The 22256-nt window shown below is 70.9% G+C and carries 23 protein-coding genes; 7 read left to right on the forward strand and 16 right to left on the reverse strand.

The annotated features are described in order from the left end of the window. Positions 1-66: 66 nt before the first annotated feature. Positions 67-309, reverse strand: a complete 243-nt coding sequence (locus tag ACIPTO_RS20390) for a hypothetical protein (RefSeq protein ID WP_401194093.1) — start codon at positions 307-309, stop codon at positions 67-69. 248 nt (positions 310-557) lie between these two features. After that, entirely contained in the window at positions 558-1262 is a 705-nt protein-coding gene (locus ACIPTO_RS20395) for a TetR/AcrR family transcriptional regulator C-terminal domain-containing protein (protein ID WP_401194095.1), read from the reverse strand. 93 nt (positions 1263-1355) lie between these two features. Here ACIPTO_RS20395 and ACIPTO_RS20400 point away from each other — a divergent pair, with 93 nt between their 5' ends. From ACIPTO_RS20400 to ACIPTO_RS20415, 4 genes are read left to right on the forward strand one after another with little or no spacing between them, the layout of a single operon-like run. After that, positions 1356-2468 (forward strand): hypothetical protein, encoded by a 1113-nt coding sequence (locus ACIPTO_RS20400; RefSeq protein WP_401194098.1) that lies wholly within the window; start codon positions 1356-1358, stop codon positions 2466-2468. A 12-nt stretch (positions 2469-2480) separates the two neighbouring features. After that, on the forward strand, positions 2481-3041 hold the full coding sequence (locus ACIPTO_RS20405; RefSeq protein WP_401194101.1) for an ester cyclase: 561 nt from the start codon (positions 2481-2483) through the stop codon (positions 3039-3041). 26 nt (positions 3042-3067) lie between these two features. After that, complete coding sequence (locus tag ACIPTO_RS20410) at positions 3068-4693, forward strand: zinc-binding dehydrogenase (protein WP_401194103.1); 1626 nt, start codon at positions 3068-3070, stop codon at positions 4691-4693. After that, entirely contained in the window at positions 4690-5490 is an 801-nt protein-coding gene (locus ACIPTO_RS20415) for an MBL fold metallo-hydrolase (RefSeq protein ID WP_401194106.1), read from the forward strand. The genes ACIPTO_RS20410 and ACIPTO_RS20415 overlap by 4 nt, the downstream gene beginning before the upstream one ends. 134 nt (positions 5491-5624) lie before the next feature. Here the strand turns inward: ACIPTO_RS20415 and ACIPTO_RS20420 are convergent, their stop codons facing one another. From ACIPTO_RS20420 to ACIPTO_RS20450, 7 genes are all read right to left on the reverse strand, one after another. Continuing rightward, a complete protein-coding gene (locus ACIPTO_RS20420; protein WP_401194729.1) occupies positions 5625-8015 on the reverse strand; it encodes a phosphoketolase in 2391 nt (796 codons plus the stop codon). A gap of 85 nt (positions 8016-8100) precedes the next feature. Further along, a complete protein-coding gene (locus ACIPTO_RS20425; RefSeq protein ID WP_401194108.1) occupies positions 8101-8973 on the reverse strand; it encodes a universal stress protein in 873 nt (290 codons plus the stop codon). A gap of 5 nt (positions 8974-8978) precedes the next feature. Then, positions 8979-10004 (reverse strand): zinc-dependent alcohol dehydrogenase, encoded by a 1026-nt coding sequence (locus ACIPTO_RS20430; RefSeq protein ID WP_401194111.1) that lies wholly within the window; start codon positions 10002-10004, stop codon positions 8979-8981. Between the two features lie 31 nt (positions 10005-10035). Continuing rightward, positions 10036-10929, reverse strand: coding sequence for a universal stress protein (locus ACIPTO_RS20435; protein WP_401194113.1), 894 nt, complete (start codon positions 10927-10929; stop codon positions 10036-10038). 148 nt (positions 10930-11077) lie between these two features. Beyond that, positions 11078-11689 carry a DoxX family protein gene (locus tag ACIPTO_RS20440; RefSeq protein ID WP_401194116.1) on the reverse strand — a complete coding sequence of 204 codons (612 nt, stop codon included), beginning with the start codon at positions 11687-11689 and terminating at the stop codon, positions 11078-11080. Positions 11690-11939: 250 nt separating this feature from the next. Next, positions 11940-12443 (reverse strand): hypothetical protein, encoded by a 504-nt coding sequence (locus ACIPTO_RS20445; protein WP_401194118.1) that lies wholly within the window; start codon positions 12441-12443, stop codon positions 11940-11942. A 130-nt stretch (positions 12444-12573) separates the two neighbouring features. After that, complete coding sequence (locus ACIPTO_RS20450; RefSeq protein WP_401194121.1) at positions 12574-12771, reverse strand: hypothetical protein; 198 nt, start codon at positions 12769-12771, stop codon at positions 12574-12576. A gap of 196 nt (positions 12772-12967) precedes the next feature. On the opposite strand from ACIPTO_RS20450, the gene ACIPTO_RS20455 reads away from it, so the two are divergent. Beyond that, positions 12968-13432 (forward strand): cyclic nucleotide-binding domain-containing protein, encoded by a 465-nt coding sequence (locus ACIPTO_RS20455; protein ID WP_401194123.1) that lies wholly within the window; start codon positions 12968-12970, stop codon positions 13430-13432. A 495-nt stretch (positions 13433-13927) separates the two neighbouring features. Next, positions 13928-14629, forward strand: a complete 702-nt coding sequence (locus tag ACIPTO_RS20460) for a response regulator (protein ID WP_401194126.1) — start codon at positions 13928-13930, stop codon at positions 14627-14629. A gap of 101 nt (positions 14630-14730) precedes the next feature. On the opposite strand, the gene ACIPTO_RS20465 is transcribed toward ACIPTO_RS20460, so the two are convergent. Both ACIPTO_RS20465 and ACIPTO_RS20470 read right to left on the reverse strand, forming a co-directional pair. After that, positions 14731-15573, reverse strand: coding sequence for a universal stress protein (locus ACIPTO_RS20465; RefSeq protein WP_401194128.1), 843 nt, complete (start codon positions 15571-15573; stop codon positions 14731-14733). A gap of 368 nt (positions 15574-15941) precedes the next feature. Continuing rightward, positions 15942-17669: a GAF domain-containing protein gene (locus ACIPTO_RS20470; RefSeq protein ID WP_401194130.1), complete on the reverse strand. Its 1728-nt coding sequence runs from the start codon at positions 17667-17669 to the stop codon at positions 15942-15944. Between the two features lie 391 nt (positions 17670-18060). Between ACIPTO_RS20470 and ACIPTO_RS20475 the strand changes: the two genes are divergently transcribed. Continuing rightward, positions 18061-18480, forward strand: a complete 420-nt coding sequence (locus ACIPTO_RS20475; RefSeq protein WP_366315815.1) for a pyridoxamine 5'-phosphate oxidase family protein — start codon at positions 18061-18063, stop codon at positions 18478-18480. 147 nt (positions 18481-18627) lie between these two features. On the opposite strand, the gene ACIPTO_RS20480 is transcribed toward ACIPTO_RS20475, so the two are convergent. The 5 genes from ACIPTO_RS20480 to ACIPTO_RS20500 form a co-directional block, all read right to left on the reverse strand. Beyond that, positions 18628-19251, reverse strand: coding sequence for a hypothetical protein (locus ACIPTO_RS20480; protein ID WP_401194133.1), 624 nt, complete (start codon positions 19249-19251; stop codon positions 18628-18630). 136 nt (positions 19252-19387) lie between these two features. Beyond that, entirely contained in the window at positions 19388-20221 is an 834-nt protein-coding gene (locus tag ACIPTO_RS20485) for a universal stress protein (protein WP_401194136.1), read from the reverse strand. A gap of 271 nt (positions 20222-20492) precedes the next feature. Then, a complete protein-coding gene (locus ACIPTO_RS20490) occupies positions 20493-20939 on the reverse strand; it encodes a pyridoxamine 5'-phosphate oxidase family protein (RefSeq protein ID WP_366314796.1) in 447 nt (148 codons plus the stop codon). Positions 20940-20993: 54 nt separating this feature from the next. Further along, entirely contained in the window at positions 20994-21743 is a 750-nt protein-coding gene (locus ACIPTO_RS20495; RefSeq protein WP_401194139.1) for a helix-turn-helix domain-containing protein, read from the reverse strand. Beyond that, positions 21736-22203 (reverse strand): hypothetical protein, encoded by a 468-nt coding sequence (locus ACIPTO_RS20500; protein ID WP_401194141.1) that lies wholly within the window; start codon positions 22201-22203, stop codon positions 21736-21738. Before ACIPTO_RS20500 ends, ACIPTO_RS20495 begins: the two co-directional genes overlap by 8 nt. Positions 22204-22256 lie beyond the last annotated feature (53 nt).

Genomic DNA, 22256 nt, shown 5'->3' on the forward strand with positions numbered 1-22256 from the left:
CGGCTACTTGATGTCCATGCCATCGCCATGGCCTCGCCTCGCCCTCGAGTTCGCTGCGGAGCGAGCTCACAGCCTCCGCGCACGCGGTCGGTTGATCGAGGGGACATGGTGGAAGGACCAGGCGGCGTGCACGCCGTCGAGGTGCTCGCCGTCGACGCCCAGCTTGCGGTCGTCGGGGGCGCCGCCGGCCCGGAGGACGGCGTGGTGGTGCTGGAACAGTTCCCCGATGGTGAGGTCCCGGCCGACCTGGACGTTGAAGTAGCTCGTCACGGTGGGCCTGGACAGGACGCTGCCGAAGCGGTCGGCCATCTTCTTGGTGTTCGTGTGGTCAGGGACGACACCCGCCCTCAATCAAGCTGTCCGGCAGTGTTCAGGACAGCACGGCGCCCGGGCGCAGGGAACGGCAGAGGCGGCAAAGGCGGCTGCGCTTCGGGCTGAAGGTCGGGGGCCGACAGGATGACCGGCCTCGCGAAGCAGCGGCATCCTGCGCCTGAGCGACCGGGCACCGACGGCGGACGGCAGGCCGGATCTCCCTGACGGCGGCGGGAGATGGGACGTCAGGTCGTGTCCACCCCGGTACGAGGTCCGCCCACGCCGAGTCGCGTGGCGAGGGCGTCCAGGGCGAGGTCGACGGTGTGGGCGAACTCGGCGTCGCTGTCGAAGCGCGCGAGATCGGCGGCGGCCTCGGCCACGTGGGGCAGGCCCGATCGCTCCAGTTCGGTCCGGCGTCGCGCGATGGCGGCCGGGTCGGTGGTGCCGTAGGTGGGTCCCGCCTGCGCTTCGCGCAACAGGGTGCCGATCACCAAGGCGACCAGGGCGCGGAGCAGCGGGACCGCTTCTCGCGGTGGGCAGCCGGCGGAGCGCAGTACGGCGAGGACCGCTTCGACCGGGGCCAGCGCTGGGAACGAGGCGAGTTGCCGGGTGAGGACGAGCGAGGCCGCCTGGGGGTGGGCCAGGGTGCAGTGGCGGAACGCGTGGGCGATGGCTCGCAGGTCGGCGCGTGGGTCTCCGGTGCGCTCGGGCAGGGGCACGGACCCGAGGATGTGTTCGGCCACGGCGTCGAGGAGATCGTCCTTGCCGTCGACGTGGTTGTAGAGGCTCTTCGCGTCGACGCCCAGGACCCGGGCGACCGTGCGCATGGAGACCGCGTCGACGCCGTCGCTGTCGATGACCTTCAGAGTGGCCTCGACGACGGCCGGGCGGTTCAGCCGGGAGGAGCCCTTGGGCGGGCGGCCCCGCCGGGACTCTGGTGTCGCGGTCATGGCCTCATGATGCCCTCCATTGCATTAATCCACAACGTGGGTATAGTGGCGCCCCTCAATACCCACGCCGTGGGTAAAGCGGGAGGAGCGACGATGCGTTTTCCGTGGGGCTCACAAGAAGTGGCCGACCTCCCGACGGTCGGCACCGCCGTCGACACGTTGTCCGACCTGTCGAGATCGGACCAGCCACCAGGTGTTCGGCTGCGGACCGCCCGCGCCCAGGCCGAGGCGTTCCGCGCCGAGTTCGCGCTCACCGGCACGCCGGACAGCATCCTCACCCGCGACCTGGTCACCCTGCCCTACCCCACCCGGTTCGGCCTCTTCCGGGCGTCGCGCGCCATCGCCCCGTTCCTGTCGATCACCAACCGCATGCTGGTCATCCGCTGGCACGACAGCGACGGCCGCCCACGGGTGCTGCTCTTCGAACCCAGCGATGTCGAACTCGGCCGCTACACGCCGTACTTCGACCAGCTCGCCCACAAGACACCGGATGTCCTCGCACGAAGGATGGTCCGCGAACACGGCACGGTCCTGAGCCATCTCGCACGGCTGCGCATCCGGCCCGACGAGGTCGACTACCTGCTGTTCGACCATCTGCACACCCAGGACCTGCGCCGCTGGGTGGGAACGACCTCCGACCAGGACGATCTCGGTTCCCGTCCGCGCGCCGCGTTCCCCAACGCCAAGGTCATCGTCCAGCGGGACGAACTCGCGGGCATGGCCGAACTGCACCCGCTGCAGAAACCCTGGTACCAGCCCGCCGCCTATCGCGACGTACCACCGGAGGCGTTCGTGCCGATCCACGGCTCGGTCCTCCTCGGACCGGGCGTGGCCGTCGTCAAGACACCCGGCCATGTCTTCGGCAACCAGAGCCTCGTCGTGAACACCTCTTCCGGCATCTGGGTCAGCAGCGAGAACGTCATCGCCACCGAGGCCCTCACACCCGAGCACTCCCGTCTGCCCGGCCTCGCCAAGTGGGCGCGGCAGTGGCAGCAGGAAGCCGTGCTCAACGCCAACACGATCGAGACGACCGCCGACCAGTACAACTCGGTCGTCCTGGAGAAGACCCTCGCCGACCGCAGCCAGGCGGACCAGCGGTTCCTCCAGTTCTTCCCGTCCAGCGAACTCACCGGAGCCTGGACGAACCCCGGCACCGCTCCCACCTTCAGCCACGGTCACATCACGCACGGCGCCCAGCCGGTCTGAGGAGGCACCACCATGTCGCGCTTCACCCTGCCGCCGGAGGACGTCCTGCGGGCCCGCGAGAAGCTCGTGCTCGACCACTTCCACGACGAGGTCGCCCAGGACTGGGACGCCACCCTGTCCACCTTCCCGCACCCGCACTACGAACTGATCGCGCAGATGACCGTCCACGACGGCGACGACGAGGTGCGCGGCTACTACCACGACACCCGGGTGGCCTTCCCCGACCAGGACCACGAGATCATCGCGTTCCGGCACAGTGTCGACGCCGTGATCGTCGAGTTCTGGCTGCTGGGCACCCATAAGGGACCGCTCGGCCGGATACCCGCGACCGGGGCGGTCCACCGGACCAGGATGACGGCCTACTTCGTCTTCGACGAGAACGAACGACTCGTCACCGAGCGGATCTACTTCGACCAGCTGACCATCCTGAAGCAGCTCGTCGCCGGGATCGACAAGCGCAGCCCGCGCGGCCTGCTCAAGCTCGCCCGCCTCGTCAGAGGACTCCTCGCGATGTCCGGCGGAGCGCCGGATCCCCGGCTCCTGGCCACCACCCCGCCCGACTTCGTCCGCTGACAGCCCACGACCATCGGAGGCATCCCGTGAACTCGACGACCCACGCGGCGACTTCGGCCACGATGCGGGCCCTCGTCGGCGGCAAGGGCCCCGACTGGAGCCTGGAGGAGACCGTACTGCCCGCACAACTCGGGGCCGTACGCGTCGAGGTCCATGCCGCGGGCCTCAACCGGGCCGACCTCTACGCCCTCCAGGGCACCTACACCGCCAACGCGCAGGGCCAGGGACCGTTCACCGCCGGCATGGAGGTGGCGGGAGTCGTCGAGACGGGCAGCCCGCTGGCACCCCATCTGCCCGCGGGAACCCGGGTCATGGGGATCACCGTCGGCGCGTTCGCCGACTACGTCCTGTGCCACCCGCGTCTGCTCGTCCCGATCCCGGACCGGCTCGGTTTCGAGGAAGCGGCGACCCTTCCGGTCGGCCTGGTCACCGAACACGACGCGCTCGTCACCCAGGCCGGTTTCACCGCCGGCCAGTCCGTGCTGATCGTCGGCGGTACGAGCGCGATCGGACTGATCGGCGTCCAGATGGCCAAAGCGCTCGGGGCCGGCACCGTCATCGCCACCACCACGAGTGAGACCAAACGCGCCGCGCTGCTGGACGCCGGCGCGGACGTCGCGGTGAACACCGCGACCGAGGACCTCGCCGCAGCCGTCCTCGCCGCCACCGACGGGCGAGGCGCCGACGTCACCCTCGACCACGTCGGCGGCGCGTCGTTCGCCGAACTCCCGCAGGCCACCGCGATCGGCGGCACCGTCGTCAGCATCGGACGCCTCGCCGGAGCCGCGACCACCCTCGACCTGGACACGGTCGCCTTCCGCCGCCAGAGGCTGATCGGGACCACCTTCAGCATCCGCACCCGCGCCGAACTCGGTGACGTGGTCGCCGCGTTGGGAGAACAGGTGCTGCCCGCGGTCGCCGATGGACGGATCGGCCCCCGCCTCGACTCCGTGCACCCGGTGTCCCGGGCCGCGCAAGCCGCCCGGCGGCTCCGGGACAACGCCGCCACCGGCAAGGTCGTCCTCTCCTTCGCCGACGCCCACACCGGGCCGCCGCCCGCGGCCGACCCGGTCGCCGGCATGTTCGGCGGCATCGCGCAGATCGGCTACGTCGTCCGCGACATCACGACGTCGATGGAGCACTTCGCCCGCGTCGGCATCGGCCCCTGGTTCCACCTGGAGGGAGTCAGGCCCGAGAACTTCACCTACCGGGGCCACCCCTCCGACATGGTCATGGATGTGGCCGTCGCCAACAGCGGCGACACCCAGATCGAACTCATCACGCCCGTCAACGACGCACCCTCGATGTACCGCGACTTCCTCGCGGCCGGACACGAGGGCGTTCAGCACATCGCCTACTGGACCGACGACTACCAGGCGCTCTACGACCGCGCCCGCGCCGCCGGATTCACCGTCGCCCAGGAAGGCCGCATCGGCGGCGCCGACGGCAGGTTCGCCTATCTGGAGACCGAGCACCACCCTGGCACCGTCATCGAGATCTCCGACGTCGGAGGCGGCAAGAAGCTCGTCTTCGACCTGATCAGGCTGGCCGCCGCCAACTGGGACGGCACCCAGCCCGTGCAGCGGATCGACGCCCGTCTCGTCGGCGGCGACTCCACGGCCCTGACCGAGCTGATGGAGGCCTTCGGGTGAGGGTCCACCATCTGAACTGCGGCACGATGCGTCCTTGGGGCGCCCCCGAGGGGCTCGTCTGCCACGTCCTGCTCGTCGAGACCGCCACCGGACTCGTCCTCGTCGACAGCGGGCTCGGCCTCGACGATCGGGCCGCCCCCGGCACCCGGTTCGGAGCGGCCCGGCACTTCGTACGCCCCGCCTTCGACGCGGCCGAGACCGCCGTCCGACAGCTCCCGGCACTCGGCTTCGACCCCAGGGACGTACGGGACATCGTTCTGACCCACTTCGACGCCGACCACGTGGGAGGAGCCGCCGACTTCCCCTGGGCGCGCATCCACCTGACCGCCGACGAAGCCACCGCGGCCCTGCACCCGGCCACCCGCACCGAGAAGGCGCGCTACCGGCCTGCCCAGCGCAGCCACCGCCCGACGCTGATCCACCACACGGCCCGGGACAGCGAGACATGGCGCGGCTTCACGGCGGCGACGGAACTCACCGCGGTCTCATCCGGCATCGTGCTGATCGGCCTGCCCGGACACACCCGAGGACACGCCGCGGTCGCTGTCGACGCCGGCGATCACTGGATCCTCCACGCAGGCGACGCCTTCTACCACCGGGGCCAGATCGACGGATCCGCCGACGTGCCCAGGTCGCTGCTGGCCATGGAACGCGCCGTCGCCCACGACTGGCGCACGGTACGGGCCAACCACGAACGGCTCTCCGAACTCCGGGAAACCGCCGGCCCGGACCTCCTGATCGTCAACGCCCACGACCCTGGCCTGCTCACCACAGCCAGGGCCACCTCGACGTCCTGAGTGCCCGCCTCGGCACGGTCGAGTGCAGCGCGCAGGCCGGGTGCGGCTTCTCCGGCCGAAGCCGCTGGTGCCGACGCGTACGGCCATGACGACGAACTCCTGTGCGCTGCAAGGGATTTACGGGGGAGGGCGGGTCAGGCGTCCCAGGTCCAGTCGGCGACCTCGGGCAGGTCGGTGCCGTGTTCGCGGATCCAGGACTGGTGGCGGGTGCGGGCGTCGGCCATGGTCTGGCGTACGGCGGCGGCGCGTACGGCGAGGCCGGGGACGCGGTCGATGACGTCCATGACGAGGCGGTACCGGTCGAGGTCGTTGCGGACGACCATGTCGAACGGTGTGGTCGTGGTGCCGGACTCCTTGTAGCCGCGCACGTGCAGGTTGGCGTGGCCGGTCCGGCGGTAGGCGAGACGGTGGATGAGCCAGGGGTAGCCGTGGTAGGCGAAGATGACCGGCTTGTCGGCGGTGAACAGGCCGTCGTACTCGAAGTCCGGCATGCCGTGCGGGTGTTCGTCGCGGGGCAGGAGCCTCGTCATGTCGACGACGTTGACGACGCGGACGGCGAGGTCGGGAAGGTGGCGGCGTAGCAACTGGGCCGCGGCCAGGACCTCTTGGGTGGGGACGTCGCCGGCGCAGGCGAGGACGACGTCGGGTTCGCCGCCGTTCTCCGTGCCGGCCCACTCCCAGATCCCGGCGCCGCGTGCGCAGTGGGCGCGGGCCTGGTCCATGGAGAGCCAGTCGAAGCAGGGCTGCTTGCCGGCCACGACCACGTTGACGTAGTCACGGCTGCGCAGGACGTGATCGGCCACGGAGAGAAGGGTGTTGGCGTCCGGCGGGAGGTAGACGCGTACGACCTCGGGGCTCTTGTTGAGGACGTGGTCGACGAAGCCGGGGTCCTGGTGCGAGAAGCCGTTGTGGTCCTGGCGCCACACGTGCGACGTCAGAAGGTAGTTGAGCGAGGCGATCGGTGCCCGCCACGCCAACTCCCGCGATGTCTTGAGCCACTTGATGTGCTGGTTGACCATCGAGTCGACGATGTGCACGAACGCCTCGTAGCAGGAGAACAGTCCGTGCCGGCCGGTGAGCAGATAGCCCTCCAGCCAGCCCTGGCAGGTGTGTTCGGAGAGGATCTCCATCACGCGGCCGTGCCGCTCCAAGTGCTCGTCCACCGGCAGGAGTCCGGCCTGCCAGGCCTTGCCGCTGGCGTTGAACACGGCCTGCAGCCGGTTCGAGGCGGTCTCGTCCGGACCGACGAGCCGGAAGTCGCGGCCGGCCGAGGTGTCGTGCATGACCTTCTCCAGCAGGTCGCCCAGGATGCGGGTCGGCTCGTGCAGGGTCGTGCCCGGCTTGTCGACGGGGACCGCGAACCGGTCGAGAGACGGGACCGGCAGATCCCGCACGAGCAGACCGCCGTTGGCGTACGGGCTGGAGCCCAGGCGTTTGACGCCCTCGGGTACGCAGGCCAGGACGTCAGCGGCGGGCCGGCCCTCGGGGCCGAACAGCTTCTCCGGGTGGTAGGAGCGCAGCCACGCCTCCAACTGCCGCAGGTGCTCAGGGTTTTCGCGTACCTCGGCCAGCGGGACCTGGTGTGCGCGCCAGGTGCCCTCGACCGGGACACCGTCGACCTCGGCCGGACCCGTCCAGCCCTTGGGCGTACGCAGCACGATCACCGGCCAGTGCACGCGCTCGGTGGCGCCGTCCTCGCGGGCGGTGCGCTGCATCACGGCGATACGGTCCAGCGCGTCGTCGAACGCGGCGGCCATGGCGCGGTGCACCGTGAGCGGGTCGTCGCCGGTGACGTGGATCGGCTCATGGCCGTAGCCGCGCAGCAGTTCGTCGAGTTCGGCCTCCGGAAGGCGGGACAGCACGGTCGGGTTGGCGATCTTGTAGCCGTTGAGGTGCAGGATCGGCAGGACGGCGCCGTCGTGGACCGGGTCGAGGAACTTGTTGGAGTGCCAGGCCGCGGCGAGCGGGCCGGTCTCGGCCTCGCCGTCGCCGATGACGCAGGCGACCAGCAGGTCCGGATGGTCGAAGGCCGCGCCGTAGGCGTGCGCCAGCGAGTAGCCAAGTTCGCCGCCCTCGTGGATCGACCCCGGTGTCTCCGGCGCCACATGGCTGGGCACCCCGCCGGGGAAGGAGAACTGTCGGAACAGCCGCTCCATCCCCGCCCCGTCGCGCGGCACATCCGGGTAGGTCTCGCTGTAGCTGCCCTCCAGCCAGGAATTGGCGAGCACGGACGGCCCGCCGTGGCCGGGGCCCCACACGCACAACGCGTCCAGGTCACGCGCCTTGATCACCCGGTTGAGGTGGGTGTACACGAGGTTGAGGCCGGGCGAGGTGCCCCAGTGGCCGAGGAGTCGCGGCTTGATGTGCTCGGGGCGGAGGGGCTCCGTGAGGAGCGGGTTGGACATGAGGTAGATCTGGCCTGCGGCAAGGTAGTTGGCGGCCCGCCAGTGCGCGTCCAGGGTGCGCAGCTCTGCGTCGGAGAGGCCGGAAAGCACGGTCGCGTCGTGGTGTTCTGCCGTGGGCATCATGGGCTCCTGAAGTCGTCTACGGGTCGACGGGCGAGGGAGGCGGAACTACTGCGTCAACGGCTGGAGTCGGGGACGATCGCGCTCATCCCTTCTCGGGCACGATGGCCACCGGGCAGGCGGAGTGGTGCAGCACTCCGTGTGCCACCCGGCCCAGTTGGAGCCCGAAGTGCCCGGGACGGCGCCTCGCTCCGACGACCAGGAGGCCGGCATCCCGAGAGGCGTCCACGAGAACGGGCCGGGTGTGGCCCTCGACGGTGCGGCGGCTCGCTTCCACCTCGCCGGGAGCGTCCCGTAGCGCCGCGTCCAGCGCCTCCACCGCCTGTCGCTCGTGCAGCCGCGCCGGTTCGCCGGCCATCCGCGGATGGTCGGTGGACTCGCGTGCGGGCCAACGCCAGGCCCGTACGGCCTCCAGCCGCACCCCTCGCCGTCGCGCCTCGTCGAAGGCGAAGCGCACCGCGGCCGAGCCCGCCGCCTTCTCCCCGACGCCCACGACGACACGGCCGGTCGTGCCGGTCCTGGCCTGGTTGTCGTGGGTACCGCGCACGACGACCATCGGGCACTGCGCGTGCCCGGCCACGATCAGGCTCACGGAACCGAGCAGCGCCTCGGCGAGGCCGCTGCGCCCCCGGGTCCCCGTCACCAGCATCGAGGCGCTGCGGCTCTCCCGCACCAGCGCGTACTCGGGTTCCTCCGCCAACACCTCGGCTCGCACGTCGAGTTCGGGGTGGCGGCGACGGGCCCGGCGTGCGGCGTCGTCGGCGATGTCCTCGGCCATCACCTGGTCGTCGGGCCTGGCGAGGTCCTCGGCGATCGAGGTCCCCTCGTAGCGCTCCCACAGCGAGGCGTACACCAGCCGCAGCGGCACCCCGCGCAGCGTGGCCTCGTCGGAGGCCCAGTCGACGGCGCGCAGGCTGGGCTCGGAGCCGTCCACGCCGACGACGATCGGGAGTGTCATCGTGGTCACCGCCCGGTACCGAGAAGGTCGAACACGATCCGGGCCTTGACGTCGCCGCGCAGCACGTCCCCGATGGACTCGTTGACGGAGTCCAGCGTGCGGGTCTCGCAGATGACCTTGGTCTGTCCCGCCGCGTGCAGTTGGAAGACCTCGGTGAGGTCCTGCCGGGTGCCGACGATCGAGCCGATCACCGAGGTGCCGTTCAGCACGGTGTCGAAGATCGGGACCTGGATCGTGCCGTGCGCGGGCAGGGCGACCATGACGAGCTTTCCGCCGCGCCGCAGACCGGAGTTGACCGCGGCGAACGCGGCCTCGTTCACGGCCAGGGCGACCGCCGCGTGCGCGCCGCCGTGCCGCTTGAGGACCTCTCCCACGTCGTCCTTGCGGGCGTCGATGACGAGGTCGGCCCCGAGAGCCGTGGCGAGTTCGAGCTTCTCGTCGCTGACGTCGATCGCCGCGACCGTCGCCCCCGCGATCTTCGCGTACTGCACCGCCAGGTGTCCGAGCCCGCCGACCCCGGAGACCGCGACGAGCTGGGAAGGCCGCACGCCGGCGACCTTGAGTGCCTTGTACGTCGTGACACCCGCGCAGGTCAGCGGCGCGGCGTCGATCGCGCTGACGCCGTCGGGCACCGGCTGGGCGAAGTCGGCCCAGGCCAGCATCTTCTCGGCGTATCCGCCGTCGCAGCCGTAGCCGGTGTTGATCTGCTGCTCGCACAGCGTCTCCCAGCCCGACAGGCAGTGCTCGCACCGGCCGCATGCCTTGCCGAGCCACGGCACGGCGACGCGCTGGCCGATGCTCAGGTGGGTGACGCCGTCGCCGAGCTGCTCGACGAGGCCGACGCCCTCGTGGCCGGGCACGAACGGCGGGTTCGGCTTGACCGGCCAGTCGCCGTGCGCGGCGTGGATGTCGGTGTGGCACAGCCCGGACGCCTCCACCCGGACGCACACCTGCCCCGGGCCGGGCTCGGGATCGGGACGCTCCTCCAGGAAGAGGGGCTCGCCGAACGCTCGGACGACGGCTGCTTTCATGACTACTGCTCCTCAGGGGGACGGGGGTGGGTCAGTCGTGTGCGACGACGGCCACGGGAGCGGTGGAGTGGTGCAGGACACCGTGCGCGACGGGGCCGATGTGGGCGCCGAGCGCACCGCGGCGGATCCGGCGGCCGATGACGACGAGGGAGGCCTCGCGGGAGGCGTCCACCAGATGGTCGGCGGCGCTGCCGACACGCGGCTCCAGGAAGACCTCGGTTCCGGGGTGCTTCTGCCGCCAGGGGCGCAGGGCCTCGGTGAGGGAGTCGGTCTCCTCGCGGGAGAGTTCGTCGTGCAGGCCCGCGTCCAGAGCGAAGCCGTACGCGTAGTAGGGCGGGAGGTTCCAGCCGTAGACGACGCGCAGGGTGGTGCCGCGCAGGGCGGCCTCGGCGAAGGCGAACTCGATCACCGCGTCGGCGGGCCCCTCGGCGTCGAGGCCGAGGACGACGGGGCGGTTCGAGGCGGCGGACGCGGAGGGCGCCTCTTCCTCGTCGGGAGCCTGTTCGTCGGCCCGGACCAGGACCACGGGCAGTTCGGCGCGCGCCACGACGGAGAGACCGACGGAACCGACGAGGAAGCCGCCGACACCGCTCAGTCCACGGGAGCCCAGGACCAGCAGGTCGGCGTCCTTCGCTGCCTTCACCAGCGCGTCCGAGGGCGCTCCGGACACCTGCTCCACGGTCACGTCCACGCCGGGGTGACTCCGGCGCAGGGACTCGCCCGCCTCACGCGGAATCCGCTCGCTCCACTGCTGCTGTGTCTCGCCGCCCATCAGCGGGGCCTGGGCCAACGGGTCCGGGGCGGCCACCCAGACGTGGACGATCTTCAACGGCAGACCGCGCAGTTCCGCCTCGCGGGCCGCCCATTCGGCGGCGGCGCGGCTCTCGGGTGAACCGTCGAGACCTACGACAACACTGCGGACCATGGTTCGTCCTCCTCAACGGGATGTGGTTCCAGCTTCGTGGCGTAGGGATTCCCGCAGCAGGGGCCGCAGGTCCCCGACAGGGACCGATCGGCCCAACGGGCTGCCGAAGCGCGGGCCCCCTCGCGAGAGCCCGCCGCTCCTTCTACGGTCAGCGCAGCCAGGTGTGGTCGCGGACGACGGGCAGCGCGGCCCAGATCTTGCCGAGGCCCCAGGTGGCGCCGGCGCCCGCAACCGCGAGGGCGATCAGCACGATCGCGTAGACGAGGTGGTAGTCGGCGAACGGGTTCGACGACATGCTCGGCGTCCCGTCGGACAGGTGCTTCGCCGGCGGCCACTCGGCGATCCACATGAACGCCATCATCACGGAGCCCGCCACAGCGGCCGGCCGCAGCGCGACACCGAAGACCAGCGCCACACCGACACCCAGCAGACCGAGCATGAACAGCCAGTCCGCCCAGCCCGCACCGGCCCAGTCATGGAACGTCGACTCCATCGGACCCGCAGCCACCGAACTCAGGAAGCCCTTCGTCGGCGAACCACCGTCGATCCAGCCCTTACCCGACGGAGTCGCGTAACCGAACCCGAAGGTCTTGTCGAGGAACGCCCACAGGAAGACGAAGCCCATGACCAGACGCAGGGACGCGAAGGCGTGGGCACGCGCCGCGGTGGCCGTGGTGGCGCCGTCCGACGCCGAGCCGTTCCTGCGGAATGCGGGCAGGTGGAAGCCGGAGGTGCGGTGCGGGTGCTCGTGCACGGCCATGGTCGTGGTCCTTTCGAGGTGTCAGGTCGTTCGTCGCACCTCCGACTCTCGCGTGCTGCTCCGTCGGTGACCTGATGCCGTTGAGCCGTCGTCGGCGGGCTGAACGACCCCTTCTTCAGGGCCGATCGGTCCCGCTGCCGAAAGGCCGGCGGAACGGCCGGCGGGCGTTTCGTCGGTCCCTGAGGAACTCGGCGGTGACGCCGAGTGGATACGACCCGCTGCCCGATGCGCCCGGGGAGCGCGGAACCTCCTACGCCGGGGCCCCGTCGGGCGACCGCCTGGCGTTCCACCACCGGCGACAGACAGTGAGGGGCGCCGTGGCGAACAGGCCCGCGAAGGCGAACGGAATCAGTGGGGAGAGCGCGCGGCCCAGCCGGTTCCAGTCGCCGTGGTCCACCGGCACCCAGGATCCCCACGGCTCCTTGGCCACCTTCACCGGTGCGCCGAAGGCGGGCTCGGAGGAGAAGCCGGTCGCCACGATCCTGCGCGTCCCGTCGCCGGAGTGCTGCGCCGGATCCACGAATCCCTTGCAATCGAGGTCGGGATGGCCGCCGCCCCGGGATGTCGTGACCGGCGCGGACGCCTCGCAGTCCGTGACCCGCATGGTCAGCTCCTGCCCGGCCAGTCCCAGACGCCCGACGGCCGACACGGCCATGCGGCCGGCGAGCCCGAGGAGGAGAAGAGCGATCACTCCGCAGACGAGGGTCCCGAAGACCCGCTTCCGTCCCGTGCCCACCGGCCTCCGCTTGATCACGCTCCGATCGTACGAACCCGTCTGTGGGGCGCGTGCGGCACCCTCGCTTCCGGAGTACGAAGGACCCGCAGGACGCCGTGTCGCGTCGGCGGACCTGCGGCCTGGGGATCGGCTCTCCCCGCGCGGTGTGTCAGTGGTGTACGGGAGTCCTTCGGGTCGCTCGATGCGTACGGACCACGCGTGTGGCCGGCGGCCCCTGCTGCGCGCGGGTGCGCGTCCGCAGTACCAGCGCGTCGAACAGGCCGCTGAGCACGGCGGTGGCCACGGTCGCGATCACGAGCAGGACGGCGAACTGCCTCCAGAACTCCGGTGTCAACGTCGTACCCACGGTGTCCACCCCCTCCTGTCGGACGAGTGCCTCTCGCGGTTCCACCACACCACGGGCAGCCCGGTGGCACAGGGTGCCGCAGGCCTCTCCCGGGGCGCCGATCGGCCCGGTAGGCAGGCCGGACGGCCCATGGTCCGCCGGGACGCACAGGCGAACGCTGGAAGTGGTAGCCACGCCTGCTTTCCGGAGGTACGCCATGAACGTCTCCCCGACCCTGAGCATGCCGCGGGCCCTGCCCCCGGAACACCGCGAGCAGCTGATGCGGCTTGCCCGCGAGGTGTCGATCCCTCAGGGCACCCGGCTTCTCCAAGAGGGCGCCCGCGCCGACCGGTTCTGGATCATCCGCACCGGAACGATCGCCCTCGACATGCACGTGCCCGGCCGTCAGCCCGCCGTCATCGAGTCGCTGGGTCACAACGAACTCGTCGGCTGGTCCTGGCTGTTCGGCCCGCACACCTGGCACCTGGGCGCCGAGGCGACGACACCCGTGCGGGCCTGGGAGTTCGACGCGACGGCCGTACGCACCCTGTGCAAGGACGATCCCGCGCTCGGCGTGATCGTCTTCCAGTGGGTGGGCGACATCGTGGCCCACCGACTCCGCGCGGCCCGCACCCGACTGCTGGACCTCTACGGCCCCTACGGCAGCGGCGGCATGCGGTGAACCGCGGTCATCAGGTCGCCCGCGGTCCACCGAACCGGCCTCGGCGGAAAGCGAAGCGCACTGAGCGCGGAAAGCCGTTGCCCCGCCGACCACCGACGGCCGGCGAGGCAACGGCGTCTCAGCCGGTCCGGCGCCCCCAGCGCTCCCCGGTCCGCTCCAGCTCCTCCCCCACCGCCCGGTGGCCGGCCGATGTTCCGCTCCGCTCCTCGCCCGCGCGGACCCCAGGACCTCAGGCCCTTCACGCACTTGCTCTTCCGCATCAGGCGCACCCCTCACCGGCCTTGCGCACACGAGAAGCAGACGAGAACAAGGGGAAGGTCTCACCGGCGGATCGCCCCCGGGAGGGGCCACCGGACCGTCGCGCCGGGGCCGGTCGGCACCCCTCACGCGCTCCGGTTGGGCCGGTCGGCCCTGGTGCTTCGGATGCGGGCGCGTGATGATCGAGGTCACGGACGGCGCGCAGTCCGTTCGCACTCAGGGGAACGAGGCGTCGAGATGGCCGAGGCACGCACCTTCACCGCACAGGATCCGATCCGCGTCTTTCTGCTGGACGATCACGAGGTCGTCCGTCGCGGCCTGTCCGACCTGCTGGACGCCGAGGAGGACATCTCGGTGGTCGGCGACGCGGAAAACGTGGAGCACGCCCTCGTCCGAGCCCCTGCGGTGCGCCCGCACGTGGCCGTCCTGGACGTACGCCTGCCCGACGGGGACGGCATCACCGTCTGCCGCGAACTCCGTGACCAGATGCCGGAGTTGGGCGTTCTCATGCTCACCTCGTTCGACGACGAGGACGCTCTGCTCGACGCCATCATGGCCGGAGCGTCCGGCTACGTCCTCAAGCAGATCAAGGGCTCGGACCTGGTCTCGGCGGTCCGCACCGTCGCCTCCGGCCAGTCGATGCTCGACCCCGCGACGACCGCCCGCCTGATGCGCTCACTGCGGGCCGAACCGGTCCAAGCCCCCGAGATGGCACCGGAGTTGGCAAGCCTGTCGCCGCGCGAGCGGGAGATCCTGGCGCTGATCGGGGACGGCCTGACCAACCGCGAGATCGGCAAGCGGCTCTACCTGTCGGAGAAGACCGTCAAGAACCACATCTCCCGGCTGCTCGCCAAACTGGGCGTCCAGCGCCGGGTGCAGGCCGCGGTCCTCGCCTCTCACCTGGAACAGTCGGACTCCGGCGACCGTTCCGGCGCCTGAGCCGCACGCCGGGCCGTACGGCCCCTCCCCGGCCCGCAGCGCGCCACGACGCTGGACGGGAGCAGCCGTTCCTCCTCCGTCCCCGGGGCTGTCCGCGAGGGCTAGCAGCGGACAAGGGCGACAGGGCAGTCCGCCTCGTGCAGGGCGGTCCGGCAGACCGGGTCCAGGGGCAGGCGCGCGAACCGGAACCTGTCGCGCACCCCTACCACCATGAGCTGGCCGTCCTCGCTGGCTGCGACAAGGGCCTGGCGGGACCGGCCACGCGGCCGACGGCAGCGCAGGGTGACGTCCGGGTACCGCGTGCGCAGATCGGACAGCGCCTCGGCGAGCGCGGCATCTTCCCTGTCTTCGGCGCCAGCCAGGGCGGGCCTGACGTGGGGACGCGTGGCGGAGACGCTGCGCAGGTGCACCGACACCAGTTCCGCCCCGCGTGCCGACGCCTCGGCGAAGGCGAATTCGGCGGCTCCTCGCAGCGTCGACGCGCCGTGGACCACAAGCAGCACCGGGCCCGCCGGGTTCGGGCGGCCACGCACCACCAGCAGCGGTCCCGACACGCATCCGGACAAATGTCCGGCGAGGAAGCCGTCATGCAGGCCGCCGCGTGCGCCATCGCTTCCGACGACGGTCAGCGAGGCGGCGCGCGACTCGCGCTCCAGCACGGTCCCGGGCTCGCCGACGAGGACTCCGCGTGAGATCCGCACGCGCGGTGCGGCACTGCGGGCGCGCCTCTCGGCCTCGGCCAGCACGCCATTCGTCGACGCGTGCGCACCGGTCCCGTCCACCTCCCATGCGGGAATGCCGAACCGACCGGCTCCGGACGGCCAACCGACCGCCTGGGTCAGCTCCAGACCGACGCCGAGCCGCTCCGCCTCGAGCGCGGCGACTTCCACCGCCGCCAGATTCGCCGGCGAACCGTCCACTCCCACGACCACCGGGCCACCCATCACAGTCCCCCTCTCCAGGCACCCTCCCCGGACGGAGGAAGCGCTCCACTGACTCCCAGACTCGTGCGAGCGGCCGACGTCTCACAGGGGCCGGACGGGCCCCACCACCGCACCGTTCGGCCCACGTCCCGGACCCGTCGTCGCCACCGCACCCAGGACCGCAGTGGTTCGGTGAGCCGGGCAGACCCTGATCGCGCTGCTCGAACGGCCCGGCGGATCGGCCCCTCGGCCTCGTACGAGAGCTGACCGGCGCAGAACGCGCTGGGCGCTCGGCGACGGGTCGGGCACGGGAATGCAGCAACCGCATGGTGCCCGGCGCGCGTGACGCGGCCAGGTCTCTGGGGGCACCTACGGTGGCGGAGCGGTGCCTACTCCCCGGTCACCGGTACCTTCCACACGAGCACGGTGCCGCCCTCCGGCGGAGTGGTCCACTGCAGTGCTCCACCCAGCTGCTGGGCCCGCTCCTCCATGTTCCGCAGCCCGCTGCGTCGGCCCTCCGCCGGGATGCCGACGCCGTTGTCGGTGACGGACAGGCGTACCTCGCGGCCGTCGGTGAGCAGGGCGACGTCGGCCCGATCGGCATGGGCGTGCCGGGCGATGTTGGTCAGCGCCTCGGACAGCACGGCGATCACGTGGTCGGCGGTCTCCCGGGGCACATCGGTGTCGACCAAGCCCTCCATCCGGACGCTGGGCGCGAAGCCGAGCACCGGTGTCGCCTCGCCGACGGCACGCACCACACGGGCCCGCAGCCCCGTCCCCGCACCCCCGTCCCGTGCCCGCAGGCCGAAGATCGTAGACCTGATGATCTTGATCGTCTCGTCCAGGTCGTCCACCGCGCGCACGACGCGTTCGGCGGCCTCCTCGTGTTCGATGAAGCGGCCGGCGCTCTGCAGGGTCATGCCCGTGGCGAACAGCCGCTGGATGGCCAGGTCGTGGAGGTCGCGGGCAATGCGGTCGCGGTCCTGAAGAACCGCGATCTCCTGTGCGTCCCGACGGTGGTCGGCCAGTTCCATGGCTACGGAGGCCTGGGCGGCGAAGTCCTGGAGGGTCTCCGTCTCCGTCGCCGAAAAGGGCTGCCTCCCGATCTCACGGGCCAGCAGGACGACGCCGCGCACACCCGCCTCCGCCGTACCGATGGGCACGGCCACGCCAGGACCGAGTCCTTCGAAGCGCGGTGGATCCGGCGAGATGCGGTCGTCGCTGCCGACATCCACGCTCGTGACGGGAGCGGCACTGGCGAAGGCCAGTCCCATCAGGCTGCGGTCCACGGACAGCACAAGCCCCTGGTGCATCTCGGAGTCCAGTCCGACGGCGATCTCCACAGCCAGGGACCTGGTGTCCTCCATCGGCAGCGCCACCGCCGCGAGGGCCGAGCCCGTGATCTCTCCCGCCCGCTCGGCGATCAGGGCGAGGACATCGGTACGCGCTCCGCCGGACAGCAGCTCGTGGGTGACCTCGGCATTGGCCTGCAACCAGCGTTCACGCAGCCGCGACTCCTCATAGAGACGGGCGTTGTCGATCGCGACGCCGGCCGCGACGGCAAGCGTGGACAGCACCGACTCGTCGTCCTCGTCGAACTGTGCACCGCCGCGCTTCTCCGTCAGGTACAGGTTGCCGAAGACCTGGTCGCGCACCCGGATCGGGACGCCGAGGAAGCTGTTCATCGGCGGGTGGTTGGCCGGAAAGCCGTAGGAAGCGGGGTGCTGGGAGATCTTCGTCAGCCGCAGCGGCTCCGGGTGACGGATCAGCTCACCCAGGATGCCGTGGCCCTGCGGATAGGAACCGATCTGGGCGATCTGCTCCTCGCTGACACCGACCGTGTGGAAGGCCGAAAGGGCCTTGCCGTCAGGGGTGATCACACCGAGCGCCGCGTACTCGGCGTCGACCAGGACGGCCGCCGCCTCCACGATGCTGTGCAGCGCCTGTTCCAGGTCCAGCTCCCGGCCGACCGAGAGGACGGCCGCCAGCAGGCTGTGCACGCGGTCGCGTGTACCCCGAGCGGTGTCCAGACGTGCCTGCAGCTCCTCCAGCAGCTCGTCCATCTTCAGCTGCGGCAGCCGGACCCTGGCCACCCGGGACTCCTCAGGGCTTCCCACCGGTGATCCTCCAGATCCCCTACCCGCACCGCGCGGGCCTACCGCTCCAGTCACGTGCCACGGTAGCCGCCCCCGCCGATGCGGGTAGGTGGATCAAGCACCTTGAGGAGGTTTCGGTGGCCCGAGACCTCGACGACGCGCCGCCCGCAGGCCCCGCTCCTGGGCAGGGGGCCGATCGGACACGCTCCAGGGCCGAACGGCCCTAGCCCGACCGGTACCGGAACGCCTGGAATGGCCTGATCAACCCCAGACGCTCCACCCACCGGCCGCCACCTGGTCCCTTCGGTGGGCCAGAGGCCGGAGACAACGAGCAGTGAGCGAAAGCCTTGTCGCGCGGCCTCCCGGGGCCCCGGACCGAGAGGAGTCGGTCGCCGTGGATCCGCTGCGCCGCATGGTCGAGGTCGACGGCGTGGAAGCACTGCGGCTGCTGGGCAGCGTGCCGATGGGCAGGATCGCCTTCACCCGGCAGGCGCTGCCGACCATCCGCCCGGTGAACCACATCGTGGACAACGGGAACATCGTCATCCGCACACACGAGGGCGCGGCCCTGACCTTGCGCACCCACCACGCCGACGGCCCCGGAGTCGTGGTGGCCTACGAGGCCGACGACATCGACCCGGACACGCACCTCGGCTGGAGCGTTGTGGTCACGGGATACGCGCACCTCGTCAACGACGATCGCGAACTGGCCCGATACCAGGCGCTGTTGCGTCCCTGGGTACGGCAGCCGATGGACTACGCGGTCCGCATCCGCCCGGACCTGGTCACCGGGCTCCTCCTCGTCCCCGTCGACCAGCCGGCCGAAGCCTGACATCTGGCCATGCGGCACCCGCCCAAATGTCAGGGCGTCCGGGCGAGCCGCCCAGGTCGACGGTGCTGGAACGCGACGGACCGCCAACAACCGGGGTGCCACGGCCAGTTGGCGGTAGCACCCCGGTCTCGGTGGGCAACCGGCTGTCTACTTCAGCCAGGTGTGGTCGCGGACGACGGGCAGCGCGGCCCAGAGCCTGCCCAGCCCCCATGTGACACCGGCGCCCGCAGCCGCGAGGGCGATCAGCACGATCGCGTAGACGAGGTGGTAGTCGGCGAACGGGTTCGACGACATGCTCGGCGTCCCGTCGGACAGGTGCTTCGCCGGCGGCCACTCGGCCAACCACATCAACGCCATCATCGCCGTACCCGCCACGGCGGCCGGCCGCAGCGCGACACCCGCAACCAGCGCGACACCCACGCCCAGCAGACCGAGCATGAACAGCCAGTCCGCCCAGCCCGCACCAGCCCAGTCATGGAACGTCGACTCCATCGGCCCGGCAGCCACCGAGCTCAGAAAGCCCTTCGTCGGCGAACCACCGTCGATCCAGCCCTTGCCGGACGGAGTCGCGTAACCGAACCCGAACGTCTTGTCGAGGAACGCCCACAAGAACACGAACCCCGTGGCCAGACGCAACGACGCGAAAGCGTAAGCACGCGCCACGGACACCGTCGCCGTCGCGTCAGAGGCGGCGACCTGCGCCGTTCCGGTCCGGTGGAAGGACGGGAAGCGGAATCGCGGGTGGTGTTGGGGGTGGTTCTGGACTGCCATGATGCTCATCCCTTTCGAGGGAACGATGCTTGGGATCGAACGACTCTCGTTGCGTCCTCAATGTCTCGCGGCGGACGGCGGCGGCGGAGGGGCTGCAGGTCCCCGGGCGAGGGCCCGAACGGCCCTGTCCGCCGGGTCACTTGGCAGTGGGCACCACCGCGACAGGGCAATGGGAACGGTGCAGCAGAGCGTGTGCCACAGGACCCGGCCGCGGGCCGAACCAGTGGGTGCGGTGATGGGCACCGACGACCACGACGGCGCAGTCGCGCGTGGCCTCCAACAGGGCGTCCGCCGGCGCGCAGCGTATCGTGCGGCTCTCGACCCGGACATCGGGATGCCGCTCACTCAGCCGAGCCAGGCTGAACCGCGGAACGGAATCCTCTGCCCCTCCCCGCTGGGCGAGTTGCTCCTGGCCCGGGCTCATCGCCGGGAGGAATGAGGGCAGTTCGAGGGTGACGTGCCGGTGGGTCCAGCTGTGCAGGACGTGCAGCGGAACTCCTCGGCGCTCGGCTTCCTGGAAGGCGTAGAGTGCCGCGTTCTCGTCGCCGTCTCCCTCCAGGCCCAGCAGAACGGGTCGGCCGTCGTCGCACCGATGGTCGCCGCGGACGACGAGCAACGGGCTGTGCACCTGAGCGGCCAGACGCAGGCTCACCGAACCGAACAGCAGACCGGCGACGCCGCCCATGCCCCGGGTCCCCACGACGGTGAGGTCCGCGCCTTCGCTCTCCCGCACGAGCGTGCGCACCGCGCCACCTACCGCGCCCCAGGCCACCACGGGCAGTTCCGGATGACGTGCGGTGAGGCGCGTGACCGCCGAGTCCAGGATCGGGCCCGACTCGTCGCTGTCGGGCACGGCGTACACGACGCGCAGTTCGACGCCTCGGCGCGCGGCTTCGTCCGCGGCCCAGTCCAGTGCCCGGACCGAGATCAGTGAACCGTCCACTCCGACGACGACATGATGGAACGTCATGTCCCTTTCCCCTTCTGGCTGTTGCATGCTCACGGTGTTCAGCGGGAAGGGGCCGCCCATACCCACAACGGCGGCTCCGCTGGCGATGCTGGTCCTGCGCGGACGGACCGGGTCAGGGGTCGCAGGAACTTCCTGACACGCCGTACGGCCCCTTCTTGAGGGGCCGTACGGTCCAGGTGTCGTGCCGTCGCGGGACGAGTCGGCGGCCATCCCTCGCGCCGTACAGGAGCGCTCTCCACGCCCAGTTGACGAGCCCGCGGCGACATCCTCATCAGGCCGAACCGGTGAGATCCACCCCGTACATCGAGCGACCGCCGACGAGTTCACGTCCCGTCACCAACTCGGGCTCGACCCGTACGAAGACCTCCTGGGGCGAGGGCACCCAGGAGGACGGGCCGGTCCGGGTCAGGCGTTCGTGTTCGGCCCGGTCGGTCACCACGGTGGCCGACCCGGTGACGACGACGCTCCAGCCGGAGTGTGCGACGGTGTCGACCTCGTCGGCCTCGAAAGCGACCACCGAGCCGTCGATCGCGCGCACCAGCTCCGAGGCCGCGGAGGTACGCAGCAGCACCGCCCCGTCATGGTCCAGAGAGAAGTTCACGGGCAGAACCGCGGGCAGGGCCTGGCGGGTGTGCACGATGCGGCCGACGAGTGCCTGGCCCAACCGGCGCAGGCAATCGGTTCGTTCCAGTTCGCGGAATCCGTCGTTGGAATACATCAGCCAGTCCGTCTCTCGCCCTGTACGCGGGGTCTGCGTGTCCGTATGCGGGTGTCACTCCATGTTTCGTGCCGCGGAGTCTGCGGGTGAGGGGCCATCGGTCCCGTCCGCTGCGGAGAACGTCCCCGGTCGCGTGGTGATACGACGTCCGGTGAGGCTCAGCGCGTCGATACGGATCCACTCCTCGCGCGGGCCGCCTGCCCACGGCTCGCTCAACACGTGTTCCGTCAACCGCCGTACCTCGTCCTCCTCGGTCACGGTCCGGGCCCGGCCGAGCGCCAGCACGCTCCAGCCTTCACCGAACGCGTCGTCGATCCGGTCGATCTCGAAGGTCACCTGGCAGCCCGCCGCCCGGGACGGCATCGCACCGGGAGCGGTCCGGTACACGATCGTGCCGTCGACCACGGTGTAATTGACGGGAACGATGACGGGTCCCGAGGCGGTCTGCACCGCGATCCTGCCCACCCCGTGCGTCGACAACAGCTCGCGGCACTCCTGGACGGTCAGTTCGGTGAACGTCGGGTCGGAGCCGGCCCGCCCCGAGCCGGGCGTCCGGTCGCTGTGGCCTCCGGCGAGGTCCGTCACCGTGGTGTCCAAAGCCGCGGCGAGTCTGAGCAGAACGCTCCGACCGGGTGCGGCACCGGGAACCTCCTCCAGGTACTGGAGGTAGCTGTCCGCCACGCCCGCCAGACCGGCCGCCTCCTGACGAGAAAGACCAAGTGCAGTGCGCCGTACGGCGATCCGGCGTCCGAGGTCACCCGACGGTGTCCCCTCTGGCACGCTCATCGGGAATGGGTCAGGCATGACGGGTCACGTCCTCTCGTCCGGCCGCCGGTAGGGCGACCTCCTCGTGCCGGGTCCCACCGAGCACCACCTTGAGGACGCCGGTGTCGGCCGCCTTGGCGAAGACGTCGTACGCCTCCTCGGTGTCGCGCGTGTCCACGACGACGTCGGCTCCGAACCAATTCGCCGCGTCCAGCCGGGCGGTGGCCATCGCCGCCGGTCCGACAGGGCCGACGCCGATGACGGCAACGGTGTCTCCTGGGCGTATCTGTCCGTTGAGCACGCCCACCTCGTAGTAGCCGGTGGGGAAGTTGTCCGCCAGCAGGACGGCGTCCTTGGCCTCCAGTGTGCTGAGCAGCAGGTGGACGGAGAGGTCGGCGTGCGGGACGCGCACGATCACGTCGGTCGCGTCCTTGATACCGGGATCCGGGACGGTCTCCCAGGAGAACTGTCCCGGGCCCTGCAACACGAAGCCCTTCATGACGTACCTTCCCCACTCGGTCGACTCCCCCGGTGTGTCCAGCGTGTCCGGGG

Source organism: Streptomyces sp. NPDC090083 (genome assembly GCF_044747445.1).
In the GTDB taxonomy this organism is placed as follows: Bacteria; Actinomycetota; Actinomycetes; order Streptomycetales; family Streptomycetaceae; genus Streptomyces.

Coding starts and splice junctions, on each gene's coding strand:
- ACIPTO_RS20485 (WP_401194136.1), bottom strand. CDS start 20,221: ATGACGTTCCATCATGTCGTCGTCGGAGTGGACGGTTCACTGATCTCG.
- ACIPTO_RS20430 (WP_401194111.1), bottom strand. CDS start 10,004: ATGAAAGCAGCCGTCGTCCGAGCGTTCGGCGAGCCCCTCTTCCTGGAG.
- ACIPTO_RS20425 (WP_401194108.1), bottom strand. CDS start 8,973: ATGACACTCCCGATCGTCGTCGGCGTGGACGGCTCCGAGCCCAGCCTG.
- ACIPTO_RS20490 (WP_366314796.1), bottom strand. CDS start 20,939: ATGTATTCCAACGACGGATTCCGCGAACTGGAACGAACCGATTGCCTG.
- ACIPTO_RS20440 (WP_401194116.1), bottom strand. CDS start 11,689: ATGGCCGTGCACGAGCACCCGCACCGCACCTCCGGCTTCCACCTGCCC.
- ACIPTO_RS20420 (WP_401194729.1), bottom strand. CDS start 8,015: ATGCCCACGGCAGAACACCACGACGCGACCGTGCTTTCCGGCCTCTCC.
- ACIPTO_RS20480 (WP_401194133.1), bottom strand. CDS start 19,251: ATGGCAGTCCAGAACCACCCCCAACACCACCCGCGATTCCGCTTCCCG.
- ACIPTO_RS20460 (WP_401194126.1), top strand. CDS start 13,928: ATGGCCGAGGCACGCACCTTCACCGCACAGGATCCGATCCGCGTCTTT.
- ACIPTO_RS20500 (WP_401194141.1), bottom strand. CDS start 22,203: ATGAAGGGCTTCGTGTTGCAGGGCCCGGGACAGTTCTCCTGGGAGACC.
- ACIPTO_RS20395 (WP_401194095.1), bottom strand. CDS start 1,262: ATGACCGCGACACCAGAGTCCCGGCGGGGCCGCCCGCCCAAGGGCTCC.
- ACIPTO_RS20405 (WP_401194101.1), top strand. CDS start 2,481: ATGTCGCGCTTCACCCTGCCGCCGGAGGACGTCCTGCGGGCCCGCGAG.
- ACIPTO_RS20495 (WP_401194139.1), bottom strand. CDS start 21,743: ATGCCTGACCCATTCCCGATGAGCGTGCCAGAGGGGACACCGTCGGGT.
- ACIPTO_RS20435 (WP_401194113.1), bottom strand. CDS start 10,929: ATGGTCCGCAGTGTTGTCGTAGGTCTCGACGGTTCACCCGAGAGCCGC.
- ACIPTO_RS20390 (WP_401194093.1), bottom strand. CDS start 309: ATGGCCGACCGCTTCGGCAGCGTCCTGTCCAGGCCCACCGTGACGAGC.
- ACIPTO_RS20475 (WP_366315815.1), top strand. CDS start 18,061: ATGGTCGAGGTCGACGGCGTGGAAGCACTGCGGCTGCTGGGCAGCGTG.
- ACIPTO_RS20465 (WP_401194128.1), bottom strand. CDS start 15,573: ATGGGTGGCCCGGTGGTCGTGGGAGTGGACGGTTCGCCGGCGAATCTG.
- ACIPTO_RS20400 (WP_401194098.1), top strand. CDS start 1,356: ATGCGTTTTCCGTGGGGCTCACAAGAAGTGGCCGACCTCCCGACGGTC.
- ACIPTO_RS20455 (WP_401194123.1), top strand. CDS start 12,968: ATGAACGTCTCCCCGACCCTGAGCATGCCGCGGGCCCTGCCCCCGGAA.